Origin of the sequence: Streptomyces sp. WAC06614 (assembly GCF_003949795.1) — a bacterium.
In the GTDB taxonomy this organism is placed as follows: domain Bacteria; phylum Actinomycetota; class Actinomycetes; order Streptomycetales; family Streptomycetaceae; genus Streptomyces.
Genome location: NZ_RPRY01000127.1, coordinates 1 through 20,125 on the forward strand (window position 1 = coordinate 1; position 20,125 = coordinate 20,125).

Consider the following 20,125-nt stretch of genomic DNA (forward strand, 5'->3'; position numbering starts at 1 on the left):
TCGCGCCCGAGCCGGTCGTCGAGACGGAGCCCGAGGAGGAGCCCGAGGCCGAGGCCGCCGACCTGGAGGACGAGGAGACCGACGAGTCGGGCGACCGTCCGGCCCGCCGCCGTCACCGGGGCGGCCGGAGCCTCGGCGGCGGGCGCCTCGGTCACCGGCGCCTCTGCGGCGGCGGTACCGCCGGGCGGGCCCGCAGGGCGGGACGCCGCACGGCGGCGGCGACGCGGCGGCAGGTTGTCGCTGGGGGTGGAATCAACGTTCAGGGGCATGCGGGGTTCTCCCGTCACGCTCCCGGGCGCCGCGGCTGACATCCGGTCCGGCACGGCTCCGCGTGGGGAACGCGGAGCCGGCCTCCGGGGCGCATGCGCCTCACGGGAGCTGTAGTCCGAGCCCGCCGGTTCCGTACGTGATGTCGTACGGCCTGGCGGAAGTCTTCAGGTCTGTGCGCGGCCCGACCCAGGTGGCTCCCGAGTGCCAGGGCAGCACGACGACGACAGCCCTACGCGGGACCTTCCGGCGCCTTCGCGTCGGCCGTCACGGCGGCCGTGGGTGGAGCGGCCGTGTCAGCGTCGCGGTCGGGCGCGAGCGGGTCGGTCACCGTGCCGGACTCCTCGTCGAAGAGCCCCTGCGCCAGCCTGGTCACCGCTGCGGGGACCGGCGGCGCCAGGTCGGCCACAGCTCGGAGACCGGACAGGACGTCGTCGGGTCGCACGGCAGGTGTCACGTGCCGAACAACCAGGCGCAGTATCGCACAGGCATTGTCCAGCGGCCTATCAGCCGCCGCCGGAAGTGCCTCCAGGCTGACGACGGCGCCGCGGGTGTCGAACGTGCGCAGGCCGTTCTTGGTGCGCCGGGCGACCTCCACGGTCTCCGCGGCGAGGAACGCCGTGACGGCGCGCTCGGCCTCGGCGAGCTCGACGCCCTCCAGGCGCAGCTCCCAGATCGAGGCGGTCAGACGGTCGGCGAGACCGGACGTGCGGGCCTCGACGGCGTCGACGATGTCGAGGCCGGCCGGCAGCGACTCGTCGAGCAGCTCACCGAGCTGCCGCGGGTCGCGGTGGGCGGTGAGGGCGATCTCCAGGTACTCGGCCTCGCTGCCGGTGCCGGTCGGGGCGGCGTTGGCGTAGCTGACCTTGGGGTGGGGGGTGAAGCCGGCCGAGTACGCCATCGGCACCTCGGCGCGGCGCAGGGCGCGCTCGAAGGCGCGCTGGAAGTCACGGTGGCTGGTGAACCGGAGGCGGCCGCGCTTGGTGTAGCGCAGGCGGATGCGCTGCACCGCCGGTGCCGGCGGCGGGCCTTCGGGCTGTCGCTTGCCCAGGGGTTTTCTCCTTGTGCGGGGCGCGAGCGCTCAGGCTCCGCCCTGTGACGTCTTTCGCAGCGGGGGCGGCATCGGGGCCGCGCCGACAGCTGTCGTACTACCCAGAGTACGCGCCCGTGACCTCGGCGGTTCCCCACGGTTGCGGTCGGCGGCCGGCTCCGCCTGACCGAAGAGCGCGACCCGGACCTCCCGCGCGGCGGCGCGCACCGCCCGCCAGGCGTCGCGCAGCACATGGCCGACCGGGGTCAGGACATACCGGTAGAGCCGTACGGCGGCCCAGCCGACCAGCACCCGGCCCAGGACCCGCAGGATCCGCCCGGCGGTGCGCCAGACCCGGGCGAGCAGGTGGCCGAGCGGGGTGAGCACGTGCCGGTAGAGGGGCGCGAGGAGGGAGGTGACGAGGATCCGGCCGAGCCACAGCAGGGCGTACCCGAGCGGGGTGAGCACCCACCGGCGGAGGAAGCGCCCCACCGGCACGAGCAGATACGCGAGGACGAAACGGCCGACGGGCGCGAGCAGATACCGCCACAGCACCTGGCAGGGCCGTACCACGAAGATCCGCAGCAGCCATCCGAGGACCCACCCGACGGCCCGGAGGACCGGTTCCAGCACGTACGTGACCAGCGGCGCGAGCAGATACCGCCCGACCGCGCGGCAGATCCGGGCGAAGACTTCCCACACGGCCCGCACGGGCAGCACGACGACGAGGGCGATCCCCTTGGCCACCCCACCGAGGCAGCCCGCGGCGGGCGCCGGCGGCTGCGAGCTGTGCATGTTCATGCCCACCATGACACCTGGTCCGGGGTCCCGGTTCCCCACCGCCCCGGCCCGTGCGAAAGCCCCCCTCGCAAGGGGGGCTTCCGTGTCGTCCGCTACTTCACCACGCTCAGCGGCAGCAGCTTCTTGCCCGTCGGGCCGATCTGGATGTGGGTGTCCATCTGCGGGCACACGCCGCAGTCGAAGCACGGGGTCCAGCGGCAGTCCTCGACCTCGGTCTCGTCCAGGGCGTCCTGCCAGTCCTCCCAGAGCCAGTCCTTGTCCAGACCGGAGTCCAGGTGGTCCCAGGGCAGGACCTCCTCGTACGTGCGCTCGCGCGTGGTGTACCAGGCGACGTCCACGCCGTACTCGGGCAGGGTCTTCTCGGCCGCCTGCATCCAGCGGTCGTAGGAGAAGTGCTCGCGCCAGCCGTCGAAGCGGCCGCCGCTCTCGTAGACCGCGCGGATGACGTCGCCGACGCGGCGGTCGCCGCGGGAGAGGAGGCCCTCGACGATGCCCGGCTTGCCGTCGTGGTAGCGGAAGCCGATGGAACGGCCGTACTTCTTGTCTCCGCGGATCTTGTCCCGGAGCTTCTCCAGGCGGGCGTCGGTCTCCTCCGCCGAGAGCTGCGGGGCCCACTGGAACGGGGTGTGCGGCTTGGGCACGAAGCCGCCGATCGACACCGTGCAGCGGATGTCGTTCTGGCCCGAGACCTCGCGGCCCTTGGCGATCACGTTGATCGCCATGTCGGCGATCTGGAGCACGTCCTCGTCGGTCTCCGTCGGCAGGCCGCACATGAAGTACAGCTTCACCTGGCGCCAGCCGTTGCCGTAGGCGGTGGCGACCGTACGGATCAGGTCCTCCTCCGAGACCATCTTGTTGATGACCTTGCGCATGCGCTCGGAGCCGCCCTCGGGGGCGAACGTCAGACCGGAACGGCGGCCGTTACGGGTCAGCTCGTTGGCCAGGTCGACGTTGAAGGCGTCCACCCGGGTGGACGGCAGCGACAGGCCGACCTTGTCCTCCTCGTAGCGGTCCGCCAGGCCCTTGGCGATGTCCGCGATCTCGGAGTGGTCCGCGGAGGAGAGGGAGAGGAGGCCGACCTCCTCGAAGCCCGTGGCCTTGAGCCCCTTGTCCACCATCTCGCCGATGCCGGTGATGCTTCGCTCCCGCACGGGGCGCGTGATCATGCCGGCCTGGCAGAAACGGCAGCCTCGGGTGCAGCCGCGGAAGATCTCCACCGACATCCGCTCGTGGACGGTCTCGGCGAGCGGGACCAGCGGCTGCTTGGGGTAGGGCCACTCGTCCAGGTCCATGACGGTGTGCTTGGACACCCGCCACGGCACGCCGGAGCGGTTGGGGACCACGCGGCCGATGCGGCCGTCCGCCAGGTACTCGACGTCGTAGAAGCGCGGGATGTAGACCCCGCCCGTCCTCGCGAGCCGGAACAGGACCTCGTCGCGCCCGCCCGGGCGGCCCTCGGCCTTCCAGGCGCGGATGATCTCGGTCATGTCGAGGACGGCCTGCTCGCCGTCGCCGATGATCGCCGCATCGATGAAGTCCGCGATCGGCTCCGGGTTGAACGCGGCGTGGCCGCCCGCGAGCACGATGGGGTGGTCGACCGTGCGGTCCTTGGACTCCAGCGGGATGCCCGCCAGGTCCAGGGCGGTCAGCATGTTCGTGTAGCCCAGCTCCGTGGAGAAGGACAGGCCGAACACGTCGAAGGAGGACACGGGGCGGTGGCTGTCCACGGTGAACTGCGGGACCCCGTGCTCGCGCATCAGGGCCTCCAGGTCCGGCCACACGCTGTACGTGCGCTCCGCGAGCACGCCCTCGCGCTCGTTGAGCACCTCGTACAGGATCATGACGCCCTGGTTGGGCAGGCCGACCTCGTAGGCGTCCGGGTACATCAGGGCCCAGCGGACGTCGCACGACTCCCAGGGCTTCACGGTGGAATTGAGCTCACCGCCGACGTACTGGATGGGCTTCTGCACATGCGGGAGCAGAGCTTCGAGCTGTGGGAAGACCGACTCGGACATCACGCGACTTTCGTGAAGCGGGCAGGGGGTGACTCTCTAGCGTAACCCGGTCCGGGGACCGCCCCCGCCGCATCGGGGGGCGGACCACCGGTGGACCGGCCGGCTAGAGGGCCGCCGCCGAGGCCTCGGCCCAGAGCGCGGGCAGTTCCCGCTCCGAGCGCTCGGCCAGGGCCTCCTCGCGGGCGTAGAGCAGGCCCCAGGTGAAGGAGGACTCGCCGGCGCCGTTGGCCTGGACCGCGAGCAGCCGCAGGGCCTCGCGGGCGACCACGCTGTCCTGGTGGTCGCCGAGCGCCGTCTGCACCGCCTTCACCGCCTTGGCCATGCCCTTGGCCGCCCCTCCCAGGGCCGGGGTGGCGGCCTCGGCGGCGTACCGGGCGCGCTTGGCCGCCTTGCGGGCCTCGTGCAGGGCGAGGTCCCGCTCGTGGCCCGGCGCCAGCGCCAGGGCCGCGTCGACCCGCCGTGCCAGCCGGCGGTGGTCGCGCCGTACGGCCTTGGTCAGCACCGGCTCCGCGGGCCGGGCGGCGGCCGGGAGCAGCGGCGGGTCCGCCAGCAGCGCGTCGAGCGCGTCGAGCAGGGCCAGGTGGCGGCGGCTGTCGAGGGCGGCCAGGGCGCGCTTGCGGGAGGCGGCGCGGCGGGTGGTGTTCCAGATCCGCAGCCGGCTGCGGACGGGCCCGAGCAGCAGGTGCCGCGGGACCCCGTCGAGGTGCTCCTGGAAGCGTTCCCTCAGCACCTCCTGGTCCCGGTCGACGCCGAGCTCGCCGGCGAGCCACTTGAGCTCCTCGCCCAGCGGGTCGGTGACCGACCGGTCCACGACCTTGCGGTAGGTCTTCAGGGCGCTGCGCAGCCGCCGGGTGGCGACCCGCATCTGGTGCACGGAGTCGGGCAGGTCGCGGCGGACCGCCGGGTCCTGGGCGATGAGGGCGTCGCGCTGGGCGCGCAGGTAGGCGAGGACCTCGGCGCCCGCGGTGCCGGCTTCCGGCCCGGGTTCGGGGCGGGGCCGCGGGGCGCCGTCGGTCTCGGCCAGGGCGCGGGCGAGTTTGGAGGGGGCGTCGGAGACCTTGAGCCCGCCCTTGCGGAAGGCCTTCTCCACGGCGTCCAGCAGGCCGGGGTCGACGCCGTCGGCGAGTTCCACCTCCACCTCGGTCCAGCCGGCCGAGGTGTCGTCGCGTTCGGCGGTCACGGTGTCCGTGCTCAGCTCCGCGAGCACGGCGCCTTCGCCGTCCACGAGGTGGGAGACCTTGCGCGAGGACAGCAGGCGGACCTGGGGGTGCAGGCCCGCGTCGCGGACCCGGGAACGGACCAGGGCGGCGAGGCTGCGCGGGACGGTGTCGCTGAGCTCGGCGCGGACCTCGTCGCGCACGCCGGGCGACACGGGCAGTTTCAGGTGCCAGCCGGCGTCCGCGCCGCCGGTCCGGCGCCGCAGCGTCAGACCGTCGGCGGCCAGGCGCCCGTCGGGGGTGTCGTAGTAGACGGCGTCCAGGTCGACGGTGCCCTGGTCCAGGACGGCCGCGATCCCGGCCGTGCCCGTCAGGTCCGGTACGCCCCGCCGGGCCGCCTTGGGCTCAGTGAACTCGAACTTCCGCTCTATCTCGCGCTTCGTGTCCGCCATACACCGAACCTAGTCCTGAACAGATCGCCACGGCAGGGTGAACGGCGGAACAGGCCGACCATCAGGCCGACAACGGACGCTGCACCCGGATCGACTGGAGCAGGCCGATCGCGACCCAGACCGCGAACATCGAGGAGCCGCCGTAGGACACGAACGGCAGCGGCAGGCCCGCGACCGGCATGATCCCGAGGTTCATGCCGACGTTCTCGAAGGCCTGGAAGGCGAACCAGGCGATGATCCCGGCCGCGACGATCGTCCCGTACAGCTCGGTGGTCTCCCGCGCGATCAGACAGGCCCGCCAGAGCACCACGCCGAGCAGGCCGAGGATCAGGATGCCGCCGACGAAGCCGAGCTCCTCCCCCGCGACGGTGAACACGAAGTCGGTCTGCTGCTCGGGCACGAACTGTCCGGTGGTCTGCGGGCCCTTGAACAGGCCCGAGCCCAGCAGCCCGCCGCCGCCGATGGCGATGCGCGCCTGGTTGGTGTTGTAGCCGGCGCCCGCCGGGTCGAGGGCGGGGTTGGCGAAGGCGGCGAACCGGTTGATCTGGTACTGGTCGAGCACGCCGAGCTGCCAGATCAGGATCGCTCCGGCCGTCCCGGCGCCGATCAGCCCGACCACCCACCGGTTGGAGGCGCCGGAGGCCAGCAGCACCCCCAGGACGATCACGACCATCACCATGACCGAGCCGAGGTCGGGCATCAGCATGACGATGCCCATGGGCGCGGCGGCCAGGCACAGGGCCTTGACCACGGTGCGGTGCTCGGGATGCTCCAGGTCGCCCGCGTCCACCCGGGCGGCCAGCAGGGCCGCCATCACCAGGATGATCGTGATCTTCACGAACTCCGAGGGCTGGAGCGAGAAGCCCCCGCCGATGACGATCCAGGCGTGGGCGCCGTTGATGGTGGCGCCCAGCGGGGTGAGCACGGCCGCGACCAGCAGCAGGGACAGCCCGTACAGCACCGGCACCGCACCGCGCAGGGTGCGGTGGCCGAGCCAGACCGTCCCGATCATCAGCACCAGGCCGATGCCGGTGTTGAGCAGGTGGCGCCACAGGAAGTACTGCGGGTCGCCCTGGTTGAGGTAGTCGCGGTGGCGGGTCGCCGACCAGACCAGCAGGGAGCCGATCAGCGACAGCGCGAGGCCCGACAGGAGTATCGGGTAGTCGAGCCGGCGCAGGACCGAGTCACGGGCCGTCAGCCGGGCGAGCGGGCCCTTCCTGGGCTCGTACCGGGATACGGAGAACTTGTTGGCTGTCGGCATCGTCGGCTCAGTCGTGTCGCAGGGGCGGCGGGCCGGCGAGCGCGGGCGGCGCCAGCTCCTCCGAGGACGGGGGCACGTACGGCTTGATCTCGGGGGCCTGGATGCTGCCGTCGGGCTGGACGGTGGGCAGCTGCGCCTCCGGCTTGGGCAGCAGCGCCTTGCCGGTCGGCTTGCCGTCCATGGTCAGGCCGTACATCGCGTTGTAGATGTTGCGCACGGCGGGGCCGGAGGCGCCGGAGCCGGTGCCGCCCTGGGAGATCGTCATCACGATGGTGAAGTCGTCGGTGTACGTCGCCAGCCACGAGGTGGTCTGCTTGCCGTACACCTGGGCGGTGCCGGTCTTGGCCCGCAGCGGGATCTTGTCCAGCGGCCAGCCGACGAACCGCCAGGCGGCGGTGCCGCCGGGCTCGACGACCATGCGCAGGCCCTTGTCGAGGTCGGCGATGGTCTTGGCGTCGACCGGCAGCTTCCCGTGGGCCTTGGGCTCGATCATCCGCGCCTTGCCGTCGGGGCTGATCACGGCCTTGCCGACGGTGGGGTTGTAGAGGGTGCCGCCGTTGCTGATGGCGGCGTAGGCGGTGGCCATCTGGATCGGGGTGACCAGGACGTCGCCCTGGCCGATGGCGAAGTTGATGCTGTCGAAGGCCTTGAGCTGGTTGCCTTCGAGGCAGTTCTCGTAGGCGATCTGCTCGACGTAGGTGCCGCCCTTCTTGCCCTGCTTGCACCAGGCGTCCTTGTTCGCCTCCCAGAAGCTCTTCTTCCACTGGCGGTCGGGAATGCGGCCGGTGACCTCGTTGGGCAGGTCGATCCCGGTCTCGGAGCCGAGCCCGAACTCGCGGGCCGTGCGGTAGAACCAGTCGTGGGCGTCCTTCTTGGGCTGCAGGCCGCCGTCGCGGTTCCACTCCTCGTGCCCGAGGGCGTAGAAGACGGTGTTGCAGGAGAACTTCAGCGCCTCGCCGAGGGTGATGGGGCCGTGGCCCTTGGACTCGAAGTTGGCGAAGCTGCGGCCGCCCATGTTGTAGGAGGCGCTGCAGTTGTACTTGCTGTCGAAGGGGTAGCCGGCGCGCACGGCGGCGCTCGCCGACACCACCTTGAAGATGGAGCCCGCGGGGGCCTGGCCCTGGATGGCCCGGTTGAGCAGCGGGAAGTTGGAGTCCTTGCTGGTGAGCTTGGCGTAGTCCGCACCCGCGATGCCGCCCACCCAGGCGTTGGGGTCGTAGTCGGGCTGGGAGGCCATGGCGACGACCCGGCCGGTCTTGGTCTCCATGACGACGACGGCGCCCGAGTCGGCCTCGTACTTGCGGCCGGTGATGTTGTCCGTCTCCTGCCGCACGGTCTTCATGGCCTGGGCGAGCTCGTACTCGGCGACGGCCTGGACCCGGGCGTCGATGCTGGTGACGAGCGTGGAGCCGGCCACGCCGGGGTCGGACTTGGTCTGTCCCATGACCCGGCCGAGGTTGTCGACCTCGTACGAGGTGACCTGGGCCTTGCCGCGCAGCTCCTTGTCGTACGTGCGCTCGATGCCGGAGCGGCCGACCTGGTCGGAGCGCAGGTGCGGCGAGTCGGTGTTCTTGGCCTGCTGGATCTCCTCGTCGGTGACCGGCGAGAGGTAGCCGAGCACCTGCGCGGCGCGGGCGCCGCCGAGCGCGGGGTAGCGGCGTACGGCGGTGGGCTCGGCGGTGATGCCGGGGAAGTCCTCGGGGCGCTCGCGGATCTGGAGGGCCTGCTGGGTGGTGGCCTCCAGGGTCACGGGGATCGGCTGGTACGGGGAGCCGTTCCAGCAGGGCTTGGGGGTCTTGGAGTCGCAGAGCCGGATCTTGTCCATGACGTCCTGCGGCTTCATGTCCAGGACCCCGGCCAGGCGGGTCAGGACGGCCTTGCCCTTGTCCTTCATCCGCATCAGGTCGGTGCGGGACGCGGAGACCACCAGGCGGGTCTCGTTGTCGGCGAGCGGGACCCCGCGGGCGTCCAGGACGGCGCCGCGCACGGCCGGCTGCACCACCCGCTGCACGTGGTTGCTGCGGGCCGCGTGGGCGTACTCGTTGCCGTTGCGGATCTGCAGGTACCACAGGCGCCCGCCGAGCGTGAACAGCAGCGAGAAGACGAGCACCTGGATGATGACGAGACGGATCTGCACCCGGGGGGTGCGGCCGGTCTCCGGGATGTTGGTCACGCGTGGTCCCCCGTCACAGCTTCTTGACGCTCTTCACGCCCTTGATGCCCTTTATCCGGCCCGCGCGGCCGGCGCGCCCCCGGGACGCGCGCAGCCGCAGGCCGCCGCGCGGATCGCCGATCCGCAGCCCGGTCCCGCCGGCCAGCCAGCCGGAGGAGACGTCGGCGCCCTGGGCCGGTCCGCCGTTGGCCTCGACGGCCATCGGGTCGTTCTCGGCGCGGCGGGCCAGCGCCATGATGAACGGCACCGTGAACGGGGCCAGCAGCAGGTCGTAGAGGGCCGCGGTGAACATCAGCCCCACCAGCCCCACGTGACGCGCGGCGGTGTCCCCGACGAGGGCGCCCACCCCGGCGTAGAGCAGCGTGGAGCCGAGGGCGGCGGCGACCACGGTGAGCAGGGGGCCCCAGGCCGAGCGGAAGCGCCCGTTGTCGGGCCGGGCGAGGCCGACGGCGTAGCCGATGACGCAGAGCACGAGGGCGTAGCGGCCCGCGGCGTGGTCGGCGGGCGGGGCGAGGTCGGCCAGCAGTCCGGCGCCGAACCCGAGCAGGGCACCGGACCTCGGCCCGTACACCAGGGACAGCGCGACGACGGTCAGCAGCAGCAGGTCGGGGACGGCTCCGGGGAGTTGGAGCCGGCCCAGGATCGTGACCTGCACGACGAGGGCGACCACGACGAGGGCCGAGGAGAGCAGGATCCGGTTGACACGCATGGCTCAGCGCTCCTCCTCGTCGACGGGCCGGCCGGAGACGCTCGGGGAGGGCGTGACCGTGACGGTGACCGTCGGCGTGGGCTTGGGGGGCTCGGGCTTGGGCGGCAGGACGGTGTCGCGCGGGTCCTCACGGGGCGGGACGACGACCACGCCGACGATGTCGAGCCGGGAGAAGCCGACGAACGGCCGCACGTGCACGGTGCGGGTGAGGCCTCCTCCGGAGGGGTCGACGCGGACCACCTCGCCGATCGGGACGCCGGGCACGAACGGCTTGTCGGCGCGGGAGCCGAAGGTGACCAGGCGGTCGCCGGGGCCGACCTTGGCCCGGCCGTTGAGCATCTGCACGGACAGGTCGCGGTCGCCCTGGCCGGTGGCGAAGCCGAGTTCGCCCGTGCCCTCCAGACGGGTGCCGACGGTGAAGTCGGGGTCGTTGGCGAGCAGCACGGTCGCCGTGTCGGGGCCGACCGTGGTGACGCGGCCGACGAGTCCGTCGCCGTTGAGGACGGTCATGTCGCGTTCGATGCCGTCCTTGCTGCCGGCGTCGATGGTGACGGTCCAGGAGAAGCCCTGGGCCGCTCCTATGGCGATGACCTCGGCGCCCTTGATGCCGTACTGGCCGGCGCCGGCCCGCTTGAGCAGCTCGTCGAGCTCCTTGATCCGGCTGCGGGTGCGGGCGTCGCTGCCGAGCTTGGCCTTCAGCGCGGCGTTCTCGCGTTCGAGCGTGGCGATGCGGTTGTGCCGGGTGCCGGAGTCCCGTACGGCTCCTATGGCGTTGGCGACGGGGTCGACCGCGGTCGAGACCCCTTTCTCGACCGGGCCGAAGACCGCGGCGGCGGCCCGCCGGGCACCGTCGACCGGTGAGTCCTCGCCCGCCCGGATGTCCACCGTGATCAGTGCGAACGCGATGGCGATCAGCAGCACCAGGAGCAGCCGGCTCTCTCGTGTGTCCCTCACGTGCGGCGGCCGTGCCTTCCTCAGTCGGAAACGTCTCTGCCTGTATATCAACGATCCGCCGCACGGGCGCGGTAGCACCCGTACGGCGGATCATTGGGTTCCGCTTATGCCCCGAGAGGGCGGAATGTCAACGCCTGGGCTGGGCGTCCAGTACCTGCTGGAGCGCCTCGAACTCCTCTACGCACTTGCCCGAGCCGAGCGCCACGGAGTCCAGCGGGTCCTCGGCGATGTGGATGGGCATGCCCGTCTCGCGGCGCAGCCGCTCGTCCAGGCCGCGCAGCAGCGCGCCGCCACCGGTGAGCACGATGCCGCGGTCCATGATGTCGCCGGACAGCTCCGGCGGGCACTTGTCGAGGGTGGTCTTGACCGCGTCCACGATCGCGTTGACCGGCTCCTCGATGGCCTTGCGGACCTCGGCGGCGGAGATGACCACGGTCTTGGGGAGCCCGGAGACCAGGTCGCGGCCGCGGATCTCGGTGTGTTCGTCCTTGTCGAGGTCGTACGCCGAACCGATGGTGATCTTGATCTGTTCGGCGGTGCGCTCACCCAGAAGGAGGCTGTACTCCTTCTTGATGTGCTGGATGATCGCGTTGTCGAGCTCGTCGCCGGCCACCCGGATGGACTGCGCCGTGACGATTCCTCCGAGGGAGATGACCGCGACCTCGGTGGTGCCGCCGCCGATGTCCACCACCATGTTGCCGGTGGCCTCGTGCACGGGGAGGCCCGAGCCGATGGCGGCCGCCATGGGCTCCTCGATGATGTGCACCTGGCGCGCGCCGGCCTGGGTGGACGCCTCGATGACGGCGCGGCGCTCCACCCCGGTGATGCCGGAGGGGACGCACACCACGACGCGCGGGCGGGCCAGGTACCGGCGCTTGTGGATCTTGAGGATGAAGTAGCGCAGCATGCGCTCGGTGATCTCGAAGTCGGCGATCACGCCGTCCTTCAGCGGGCGTACGGCGACGATGTTCCCGGGGGTGCGCCCGATCATCTTCTTCGCCTCGGACCCGACCGCGAGGATGCCGCCGGTATTGGTGTTGATCGCGACGACGGACGGCTCGTTCAGGACGATGCCCCGGCCCCTCACGTACACCAGCGTGTTGGCGGTCCCGAGGTCGACAGCCATGTCACGGCCGATGAACGACATTGAGTTCCCCTTGTTCCCCATGAGGAGCGTCTGGCCTTCCAGTTGATAGCGGCTGCTGTCAGGTCGGCGAGGTGGGTGTGTGGGTGGAAGCCCCATCGTAGTGCCGTACATGTGGACATCGCGCGACGGGACTACGGCTTTCCGGGGGAGACGACGAGCGTCCCCTTAGTGGTGACGTTGCGTGTTGTCCATGCGTTCCCGATCGGCGACCGGAATACCGAAGGGCGACCGAAATTACTTCGGTCGCCCCAGGTCATGAGCGCTATATGGCTGATGTCGCGTCAGGAAGTGCGTAGGTCCCGCGCGGACGTCACAGCGCCGGGAAGAACAGCTTCAGCTCGCGCTCGGCGGACTCCTCGCCGTCCGAGGCGTGCACCAGGTTCTCGCGCACGATGGTGCCGAAGTCGCCCCGGATGGAACCGGGCGCGGCCGCGATCGGGTCGGTCGGACCGGCCAGCTGGCGCATGCCCTCGATCACGCGTTCGCCCTCGACCACGAGCACGACGGACGGGCCGGAGGCCATGAAGCCCATCAGGGGCTCGTAGAACGGCTTGCCCTGGTGCTCGCCGTAGTGCGCCTCCAGCGTCTCCGCGTCCAGCGTGCGCAGCTCCATCGCCGGGATGCTCCAGCCGGCCTTGCGCTCGATGCGGCCGACGATCTCGCCGATCAGGCCGCGACGGACGGCGTCCGGCTTGAGGATGACGAGAGTGCGCTGGGTCATGGTGTTGGCTCCTTGCGGCATACGGGTGCGGTCGTACGAGGCTACAGGGGCCGCGGGCGCCCCCCGGCCCGGAGGGTCAGGCCTGGGCCTCGCTCTGCGCGGCCCAGCGGGCCTTGGCCTCGTCGATCTTGCGCCCGTAGTGGACCGAGCACCACCACAGGCCCGCGAAGACGGCGCCGAGGAAGAACATCGTCGGGACGACGAAGCCGCTGGCGATCAGGCCGATCTGGAGCGCCCAGCCGATCTGCACCGCGCCGGGACGGCCGAGCATCCCGCACAGCAGCACCGACAGCAGCATCGTGACGCCGCAGACGGTCCAGACGGTGGCCTGGGTGAGGTCCGGGTCCTTCATCGCGACCAGACCGGCGAACCCGATCACGAAGAACTCGCCGATCAGCGTCGACGCGCACAAGGTCCGCACAGGTCAGCCCCTCTTGAGCAGCAGGCGTGCCTCGCCCACCGTGATCACGGACCCGGTCACCAGGACCCCGGCCCCTCCGTACTCGGCCTCGTCCTCCGCGAGGGTGATCGCCGCCTCCAGGGCGTCGTCGAGGCGCGGCTCGACCTGCACCCGGTCGGCGCCGAAGACCTCGACCGCGACCGCGGCCAGCTCGTCGGCCGACATGGCCCGGTAGGTCGAGTTCTCGGTGACCACGACCTCGGCGAAGATCGGCTCGAAGGCCTCCAGCACGCCCCGGACGTCCTTGCCCTCGCTGGTGCCCACGACACCGATCAGCCGGCTGAACCCGAAGGACTCGGTGACCGCCTCGGCCGTCACCCGCGCCCCCTCGGGGTTGTGGGCGGCGTCCAGGACCACCGTGGGGCTGCGCCGGACGACCTCCATCCGGCCGGGCGAGGTGACCGTGGCGAACGCCCGCCGCACCGTCTCCACGTCCAGCGGCCGCGCGTGCTCCGCGCCGATGCCGAAGAACGCCTCGACCGCGGCCAGCGCCACCGCCGCGTTGTGCGCCATGTGGGCGCCGTACAGCGGCAGGAAGATGTCCTCGTACTCGCCGCCCAGCCCGCGCAGGGTGAGCTGCTGGCCGCCGACGGCTACCTCGCGGGAGACCACGCCGAACTCCATGCCGGCGCGGGCGACCGTGGCGTCCACCTCGACGGCCTTCTTCAGCAGCACCTGCGCCGCGTCCACCGGCTGCTGGGCCAGGATGACGGTGGCGCCCTGCTTGATGATGCCGCCCTTCTCCCCGGCGATCTCGGCGGGCGTGCTGCCCAGCCGGTCGGTGTGGTCCAGGCTGATGGGCGTGATCACGGCGACCGCGCCGTCGATGACGTTGGTGGCGTCCCAGCTGCCGCCCATGCCGACCTCGACCACGGCCGCGTCGACCGGGGCGTCGGCGAAGGCCGCGTACGCCATCCCGGTGAGCACCTCGAAGAAGGACAGCCGGTACTCCTGGGAGGCGTCGACCATCTCCACGTACGGCTTGATGTCGCGGTAGGTCTCGATGAAGCGTTCCGCCTCGATCGGGGCGCCGTCCAGGCTGATCCGTTCGGTGATCACCTGCACGTGCGGGCTGGTGTACCGGCCGGTGCGCAGCTCGAAGCCGTTCAGCAGGGCCTCGATCATGCGGGCGGTGCTGGTCTTGCCGTTGGTGCCGGTGACGTGGATCGACGGGTACGCGCGCTGCGGCTCGCCCAGGACGTCCATGAGCGCCTCGATCCGGGTGACCGAGGGCTCCAGCTTGGTCTCGCCCCAGCGGGTGGACAGCTCCTGCTCCACCTCGCGCAGCGCCTTGTCCACCTCCGGGTCCTGGGGGCGGGTGGGGACCGGGTCGCCCTGCGGCGCACCGGCCTGGGTGCGCAGGGTGCGACTGCCGGCCTCGATCACCGCCAGGTCGGGGTCGCGGTCCGTCTCTTCCGCCACGATCTCGTCGAATTCGTCGAAGCGGTCATTCGGCTCGGGCTGCTGCTCACTCACAGGGCCAGTCTACGGACGGCGGGGGGCGGGACCTTCGGCCCGGCCGGTTCGGGACCTTCGGCGCGGAGGGTGACGTGATCGTCGTGCAAGCCTTGCGAGCAGGAGATAGGGGAACAAATGCCGCAGGCCAGCAGCAACAAGACAGCGTCCAGCCGCGACATCGGGATCGACCTGGGGACCGCGAACACCCTGGTCTACGCGCGGGGGCACGGGATCGTCCTCAATGAGCCGTCCGTGGTGGCGGTCAGGGCGGGGACCACCGCAGCCCTGGCGGTGGGGGCCGAGGCCAAGGAGACCATCGGCCGCACCCCGGGCTCGATCACGGCCGTCCGGCCCCTGAAGGACGGGGTGATCTGCGACTACGAGGCCGCCGAGGAGATGATCCGGCACTTCGTGCGCAAGGCGGTCCCGGGGCGGCGGCCGCGGACCCGGATGGTGGTGTGCGTGCCGTCGGGGGTCACCCAGGTGGAGCGGCGGGCGATCGTGCACGCCTCGACCCGGGCGGGAGCGCGGACCGTGCACCTGATCGAGGAGCCGATGGCGGCGGCCATCGGGGCCGGGCTGCCGGTGGCCGAGGCGCGCGGGTCGATGGTGGTGGACATCGGCGGCGGCACCACCGAGGTCGCGGTGATCTCGCTGGGCGGAATCGTCACCTCGCAGTCGCTGCGGGTCGGCGGGGACCGGATGGACGCCGCGATCATGGACCATGTGCGCAAGGAGCACGGCCTGCTGATCGGCGAGCGCACCGCCGAGGACGTGAAGGTGGCCATCGGCTCGGCCTGGCCCGTGCCCGACCGGCCGGAGCTGGAGGAGCGCACCGTGCTCGTGCGCGGCCGGGAGAAGGTCGGCGGGATGCCGAAGACCCTGGAGCTGGGCGCCCGGGACGTACGGGCGGCGCTGGAGGAGCCGGTCGAGGCGATCGTCGCGGCGGTGCGGGCCACCCTGGAGGAGTGTCCGCCGGAGCTGTCGGGCGATGTGATGGAGCACGGCATCGTGCTGACGGGCGGCGGCGCGCTGCTGCCGGGCCTGGACCTGCGGCTGGCCTCGGCCACCGGGATCCCCGTCTTCGTCGCGGACGACCCGCTGGACTGCGTGGCGCTGGGCTCGGGCCGCTGCGTGGAGGACCTCGACACGATGAGCACCCTGCTGGCCCCGGCCAAGGCCTAGCCGCGGCACCGGCCCCGCCCCCGGCCCGACCCCGGGCAAGGCCTAGCCGCGGGGCAGGGTGGCCACGACCTCGTAGCGGGCGGCCGTACGGGTCGCGGTCAGGCTGCCGCCCAGGCTGCGGACCCGCTCGGACATGCTGGCGGTGCCGGAACCGGCCGAGACCGGGGCGCGGCCGGGGGCGCGGGCCGGCAGCGCGTTGCTGACGGAGATCCTCAAGGACGGGCCGTCCGCGGCGATGGAGACCTCGATGGTCTCGCCGCGGGCGTGCTTGGCGGCGTTCGTCAGGCACTCCTGGACCACCCGGTAGACCGCCGCCTGGCGCAGCGGCGAGAGCGCGTGCACGTCCGGGTCCAGCCGCAGGCACACCGGGGAACCGGCCCGGCCGCTCTCCTCGGCGAGCGCGGGCAGCCCCTCGACGCCGGGGGTGGAAGGGGTCCGTTCCCCGCGCTGCACGATGATCTCGTTGAGCACCAGGTGCGCCCGGCGCGCGGTGTCGGCGAGCTCCTCGAAGTCCTTGGCGTACGGGGTCCGGCGGGCCCGGGTGGAGAGCACCTCGGAGCGGACGGTCAGCAGGGTCAGCTCGCGGCCGACGAAGTCGTGGACGTCGCGCGCCACGGAGGTCCGCTCCTGCTGCACGGCGTGCAGCACGGCCGCCTCGGCGCGCCGCGCGTCCAGCTCGCGCACCAGGTCCTGCCGGTTCGCAGCGATGCCGACGGCGGTGGCCAGGACCCCGATGGGCACGACCAGGCTGAGGAAGCCGCTGAGCGTGTCGGCCCGGTGCAGGGGCCAGCCGGGCAGGTTGAACAGGACGAAGGTGAACGCGATGTAGCCGACGGTCGCGAGCACCCCGGCCCGGCGCCCCCGGTAGCGGGCCACGGAGTACAGGGCGAACTGGATGAGCGTCAGCTCGTGCAGCCAGCCGATGAAGACCAGTGCGGTGACGTACGCGAGCCAGGGCGCACGGCGGCGCACCAGCAGGGTGGCCGAGCCGGCGGTGAGCACGGCGGCGGCCTGCGGCCCGTTGAGGGAGTTGTCGTCGGCGGCCAGGCCCGGCAGGTCCAGGGCCATCAGCGCCAGGCAGCTCAGCGCCGTCAGGACGTCCAGCGCGCGGGCCGACCCGGCCCAGCCCTCGGCACGCCGCCGGCCCGCGGCCACGGCTGCCCGGAGCGCGGAGCCGACGGGTTTGACCTGCATGCCCTCCATCATCCCGGTTCGGGGCCCGGTGACGAATCAGCCGGATGGCCGGATCAAGTGATATATGGCACTCCGCTCCGGGCCGGAAGGCCCGGCGCCCCTGCGACCTTGCGCCGTGCCGCCGTGCCGCCGTGCCGCCGTGCCGCAGGGACGCAGGGACGCCCTGCCGCCCTGCCGCAGGAACGCGAAGGGCCCCGCACCACCAGAACGGTGCGGGGCCCTTCGGGGCGTCACATGCCTCAGGCGGCGGGCAGGTTCGCCAGCTGGGCCTGGATCCGGGCGATGTCCTCCTCGGCCTGGGCGAGGCGGCCCTTGATCTTGTCGACCACGTTGTCGGGGGCCTTGGCCAGGAAGGCCTCGTTCCCGAGCTTGCCCTCGGCCTGCGCCTTCTCCTTCTCGGCCGCCGCCAGCGCCTTGGTCAGGCGCTTGCGCTCGGCCTCGACGTCGATGGCGCCGGACAGGTCGAGGGCGACCGTGGCCCCGGCGACCGGGAGCGACGCCGTGGCCTGGAAGGCGTCGGTCTCCGGCTGGAGCTTGAGCAGCTGCCGGATGGCCGCCTCGTGCCCGGCCAGCGGGGTGCCGGCCAGCTCCAGGCGGGCGGGCACCTTCTGGCCGGACTTCAGGCCCTGGTCGGTGCAGAACCGGCGGACCTCGGTGACCAGCTGCTGGACGAGGGCGATCTCCCGCTCGGCGGCGTCGTCACGGAAACCGCTGTCGGTGGGCCAGTCGGCGATCACGACGGACTCACGGCCGGTGAGCGTGGTCCACAGCGTCTCGGTGACGAACGGGACCACCGGGTGCAGCAGGCGCAGGGTGACGTCCAGGACCTCGCCGAGGACCCGGGCGGAGACCTTGGCCTGCTCGCCGCCGGCGAAGAACGTCGTCTTCGACAGCTCGACGTACCAGTCGAAGACCTCGTCCCAGGCGAAGTGGTAGAGGGCGTCGCACAGCTTGGAGAACTGGTAGTCCTCGTAGAAGGCGTCGACCTCGGCCACCGTCTTGTTCAGGCGGGACAGGATCCAGCGGTCGGTGGCCGACAGCTGCTCGGCCGGCGGCAGGTCGCCCTCGACCGTGGCGCCGTTCATCATCGCGAAGCGCGTGGCGTTCCAGATCTTGTTGGCGAAGTTCCGGGAGGCCTGGACCCAGTCCTCGCCGATCGGGACGTCGACACCGGGGTTGGCGCCGCGGGCCAGAGTGAAGCGGACCGCGTCGGAGCCGTAGGTGTCCATCCAGTCCAGCGGGTTGACCGCGTTGCCGAAGGACTTCGACATCTTCTTGCCGAACTGGTCGCGGACCATGCCGTGCAGGGCGATGGTGTGGAACGGCGGGGTGCCGTCCATCGCGTACAGGCCGAACATCATCATCCGGGCGACCCAGAAGAAGAGGATGTCGTAGCCGGTGACCAGGACGGAGTTCGGGTAGAACTTCGCCAGGCTCTCGGTCTGCTGCGGCCAGCCGAGGGTGGAGAAGGGCCACAGGCCCGAGGAGAACCAGGTGTCCAGGACGTCGGTGTCCTGGTGCCAGCCCTCGCCGGTGGGCGGCTGCTCGTCCGGTCCGACGCAGACGACCTCGCCGTTCGGGCCGTACCAGACGGGGATGCGGTGGCCCCACCACAGCTGGCGCGAGATGCACCAGTCGTGGAGGTTGTCGACCCAGTCGAAGTACCGCTTCTCCATCTCCTGCGGGTGGATCTTGACCTTGCCGTCGCGGACGGCGTCACCGGCGGCCTTCGCCAGCGGGCCGACCTTGACCCACCACTGCATGGACAGGCGCGGCTCGATGGTGGTCTTGCAGCGCGAGCAGTGGCCGACGGAGTGGACGTACGGGCGCTTCTCGGCGACGATCCGGCCGTCGGCGCGCAGCGCGGCGACGATGGCCGAACGGGCCTCCAGCCGGTCCAGGCCCTGGAAGGGGCCGTGGGCGGTGATGACCGCGTGCTCGTCCATGACGGCGAGGCTCGGCAGGTTGTGGCGCTGGCCGATCTCGAAGTCGTTAGGGTCGTGCGCCGGGGTCACCTTGACGGCGCCGGTGCCGAAGGCCGGGTCGACGTGCTCGTCGGCGACGACCGGGATGCGGCGGCCGGTGAGCGGCAGCTCGATCTCGGTGCCGATGAGGTGCTGGTAGCGCTCGTCGTCCGGGTGGACGGCCACGGCCGTGTCACCGAGCATCGTCTCGGCGCGGGTGGTGGCGACGACGATGGAGGCGTCGCCCTCCCCGTACCGGATGGAGACGAGCTCGCCGTCGTCGTCCTGGTACTCGACCTCGATGTCGGAGATCGCGGTGAGGCAGCGCGGGCACCAGTTGATGATGCGCTCGGCGCGGTAGATCAGCTCGTCGTCGTAGAGCTTCTTGAAGATCGTCTGGACGGCCTGGGAGAGGCCCTCGTCCATGGTGAAGCGCTCGCGGGACCAGTCGACGCCGTCGCCGAGGCGGCGCATCTGGCCGGAGATCTGGCCGCCGGACTCGCCCTTCCACTGCCAGACGCGCTCGACGAACGCCTCCCGGCCGAGGTCGTGACGGGACTTGCCCTCCTTGGCCAGCTCGCGCTCGACGACGTTCTGGGTGGCGATACCGGCGTGGTCCATGCCGGGCTGCCACAGCGTCTCGTAGCCCTGCATGCGCTTGCGGCGGGTGAGGGCGTCGATCAGCGTGTGCTCGAACGCATGGCCGAGGTGGAGGCTGCCGGTGACGTTCGGCGGCGGGATGACGATGGTGTACGCGGGCTTGTCGCTGGTGGCGTCGGCCTCGAAGTAGCCACGCTCTACCCAGCGCTCGTAGAGCTTCCCCTCTACCTCGGCCGGCGCGTACGTGGTCGGCAGTTCGGAGTCGGGGCTGCTGGGTGTCTGCGTGTTCTCGGTCACGGAGCACAGTTTAGAGGGGTAACAGTCCCGTACTGAAACCGCTGTTCCTGGGCCCCGGCAGCCCGGGGCGCTCCGGCTTCCGCCAGGATGTGAGGAACGCGTAAAGCAACCTCAAAGGGGGAGCGGGACATGAGCTACAACCAGCCAGGGCCGTACGGCGGCCAGCAGCCCGGCCCGTACGGCGGCCAGCCGCAGCAGCCGGGCCCGTACGGCGGCCAGCCGCCCTACGGCCAGCCGGCACCGCCGCAGCCGGGCTACGGCTACCCCCAGCAGGCGCCCC

At 71.7% G+C, this 20,125-nt stretch carries 16 protein-coding genes; 1 reads left to right on the top strand and 15 read right to left on the bottom strand.

What is annotated here, in order from left to right; translation table 11 throughout:
• The 13 genes from EF918_RS18590 to EF918_RS18650 form a co-directional block, all read right to left on the bottom strand.
• The coding region (locus tag EF918_RS18590; RefSeq protein ID WP_185921810.1) for a hypothetical protein at window positions 1-269 on the bottom strand (269 nt) is incomplete at its 3' end.
• Between the two features lie 230 nt (window positions 270-499).
• Window positions 500-1,276 (bottom strand): TIGR03936 family radical SAM-associated protein, encoded by a 777-nt coding sequence (locus tag EF918_RS18595; protein ID WP_125647396.1) that lies wholly within the window; start codon window positions 1,274-1,276, stop codon window positions 500-502.
• Window positions 1,277-1,348: 72 nt separating this feature from the next.
• Window positions 1,349-2,098: a hypothetical protein gene (locus tag EF918_RS18600; protein WP_125647399.1), complete on the bottom strand. Its 750-nt coding sequence runs from the start codon at window positions 2,096-2,098 to the stop codon at window positions 1,349-1,351.
• A 92-nt stretch (window positions 2,099-2,190) separates the two neighbouring features.
• Window positions 2,191-4,116: a TIGR03960 family B12-binding radical SAM protein gene (locus EF918_RS18605; RefSeq protein ID WP_185921808.1), complete on the bottom strand. Its 1,926-nt coding sequence runs from the start codon at window positions 4,114-4,116 to the stop codon at window positions 2,191-2,193.
• Window positions 4,117-4,216: 100 nt separating this feature from the next.
• Complete coding sequence (locus tag EF918_RS18610; RefSeq protein WP_125647405.1) at window positions 4,217-5,722, bottom strand: CYTH and CHAD domain-containing protein; 1,506 nt, start codon at window positions 5,720-5,722, stop codon at window positions 4,217-4,219.
• Window positions 5,723-5,783: 61 nt separating this feature from the next.
• On the bottom strand, window positions 5,784-6,983 hold the full coding sequence (gene rodA, locus EF918_RS18615) for a rod shape-determining protein RodA (protein WP_125647408.1): 1,200 nt from the start codon (window positions 6,981-6,983) through the stop codon (window positions 5,784-5,786).
• A gap of 7 nt (window positions 6,984-6,990) precedes the next feature.
• Entirely contained in the window at window positions 6,991-9,156 is a 2,166-nt protein-coding gene (mrdA, locus tag EF918_RS18620) for a penicillin-binding protein 2 (protein ID WP_125647411.1), read from the bottom strand.
• A 13-nt stretch (window positions 9,157-9,169) separates the two neighbouring features.
• The gene (gene mreD, locus EF918_RS18625) at window positions 9,170-9,865 is read right to left on the bottom strand and encodes a rod shape-determining protein MreD (RefSeq protein WP_125647414.1); all 696 of its coding nucleotides are present in this window, start codon (window positions 9,863-9,865) and stop codon (window positions 9,170-9,172) included.
• A 3-nt stretch (window positions 9,866-9,868) separates the two neighbouring features.
• Entirely contained in the window at window positions 9,869-10,819 is a 951-nt protein-coding gene (mreC, locus tag EF918_RS18630) for a rod shape-determining protein MreC (RefSeq protein ID WP_125647417.1), read from the bottom strand.
• 127 nt (window positions 10,820-10,946) lie between these two features.
• Window positions 10,947-11,966 (bottom strand): rod shape-determining protein, encoded by a 1,020-nt coding sequence (locus EF918_RS18635; protein ID WP_125647420.1) that lies wholly within the window; start codon window positions 11,964-11,966, stop codon window positions 10,947-10,949.
• Window positions 11,967-12,276: 310 nt separating this feature from the next.
• Entirely contained in the window at window positions 12,277-12,687 is a 411-nt protein-coding gene (gene ndk / locus EF918_RS18640) for a nucleoside-diphosphate kinase (RefSeq protein WP_125647423.1), read from the bottom strand.
• A gap of 76 nt (window positions 12,688-12,763) precedes the next feature.
• Window positions 12,764-13,108 (bottom strand): DUF4233 domain-containing protein, encoded by a 345-nt coding sequence (locus tag EF918_RS18645; protein WP_125647426.1) that lies wholly within the window; start codon window positions 13,106-13,108, stop codon window positions 12,764-12,766.
• A gap of 3 nt (window positions 13,109-13,111) precedes the next feature.
• On the bottom strand, window positions 13,112-14,623 hold the full coding sequence (locus EF918_RS18650; RefSeq protein ID WP_125647428.1) for a folylpolyglutamate synthase/dihydrofolate synthase family protein: 1,512 nt from the start codon (window positions 14,621-14,623) through the stop codon (window positions 13,112-13,114).
• A 117-nt stretch (window positions 14,624-14,740) separates the two neighbouring features.
• Here EF918_RS18650 and EF918_RS18655 point away from each other — a divergent pair, with 117 nt between their 5' ends.
• The gene (locus EF918_RS18655; protein WP_125647431.1) at window positions 14,741-15,790 is read left to right on the top strand and encodes a rod shape-determining protein; all 1,050 of its coding nucleotides are present in this window, start codon (window positions 14,741-14,743) and stop codon (window positions 15,788-15,790) included.
• Window positions 15,791-15,832: 42 nt separating this feature from the next.
• On the opposite strand, the gene EF918_RS18660 is transcribed toward EF918_RS18655, so the two are convergent.
• Window positions 15,833-16,984 carry a sensor histidine kinase gene (locus tag EF918_RS18660; protein WP_125647432.1) on the bottom strand — a complete coding sequence of 384 codons (1,152 nt, stop codon included), beginning with the start codon at window positions 16,982-16,984 and terminating at the stop codon, window positions 15,833-15,835.
• 239 nt (window positions 16,985-17,223) lie between these two features.
• Window positions 17,224-19,845, bottom strand: a complete 2,622-nt coding sequence (locus EF918_RS18665) for a valine--tRNA ligase (RefSeq protein ID WP_125647435.1) — start codon at window positions 19,843-19,845, stop codon at window positions 17,224-17,226.
• Window positions 19,846-20,125 lie beyond the last annotated feature (280 nt).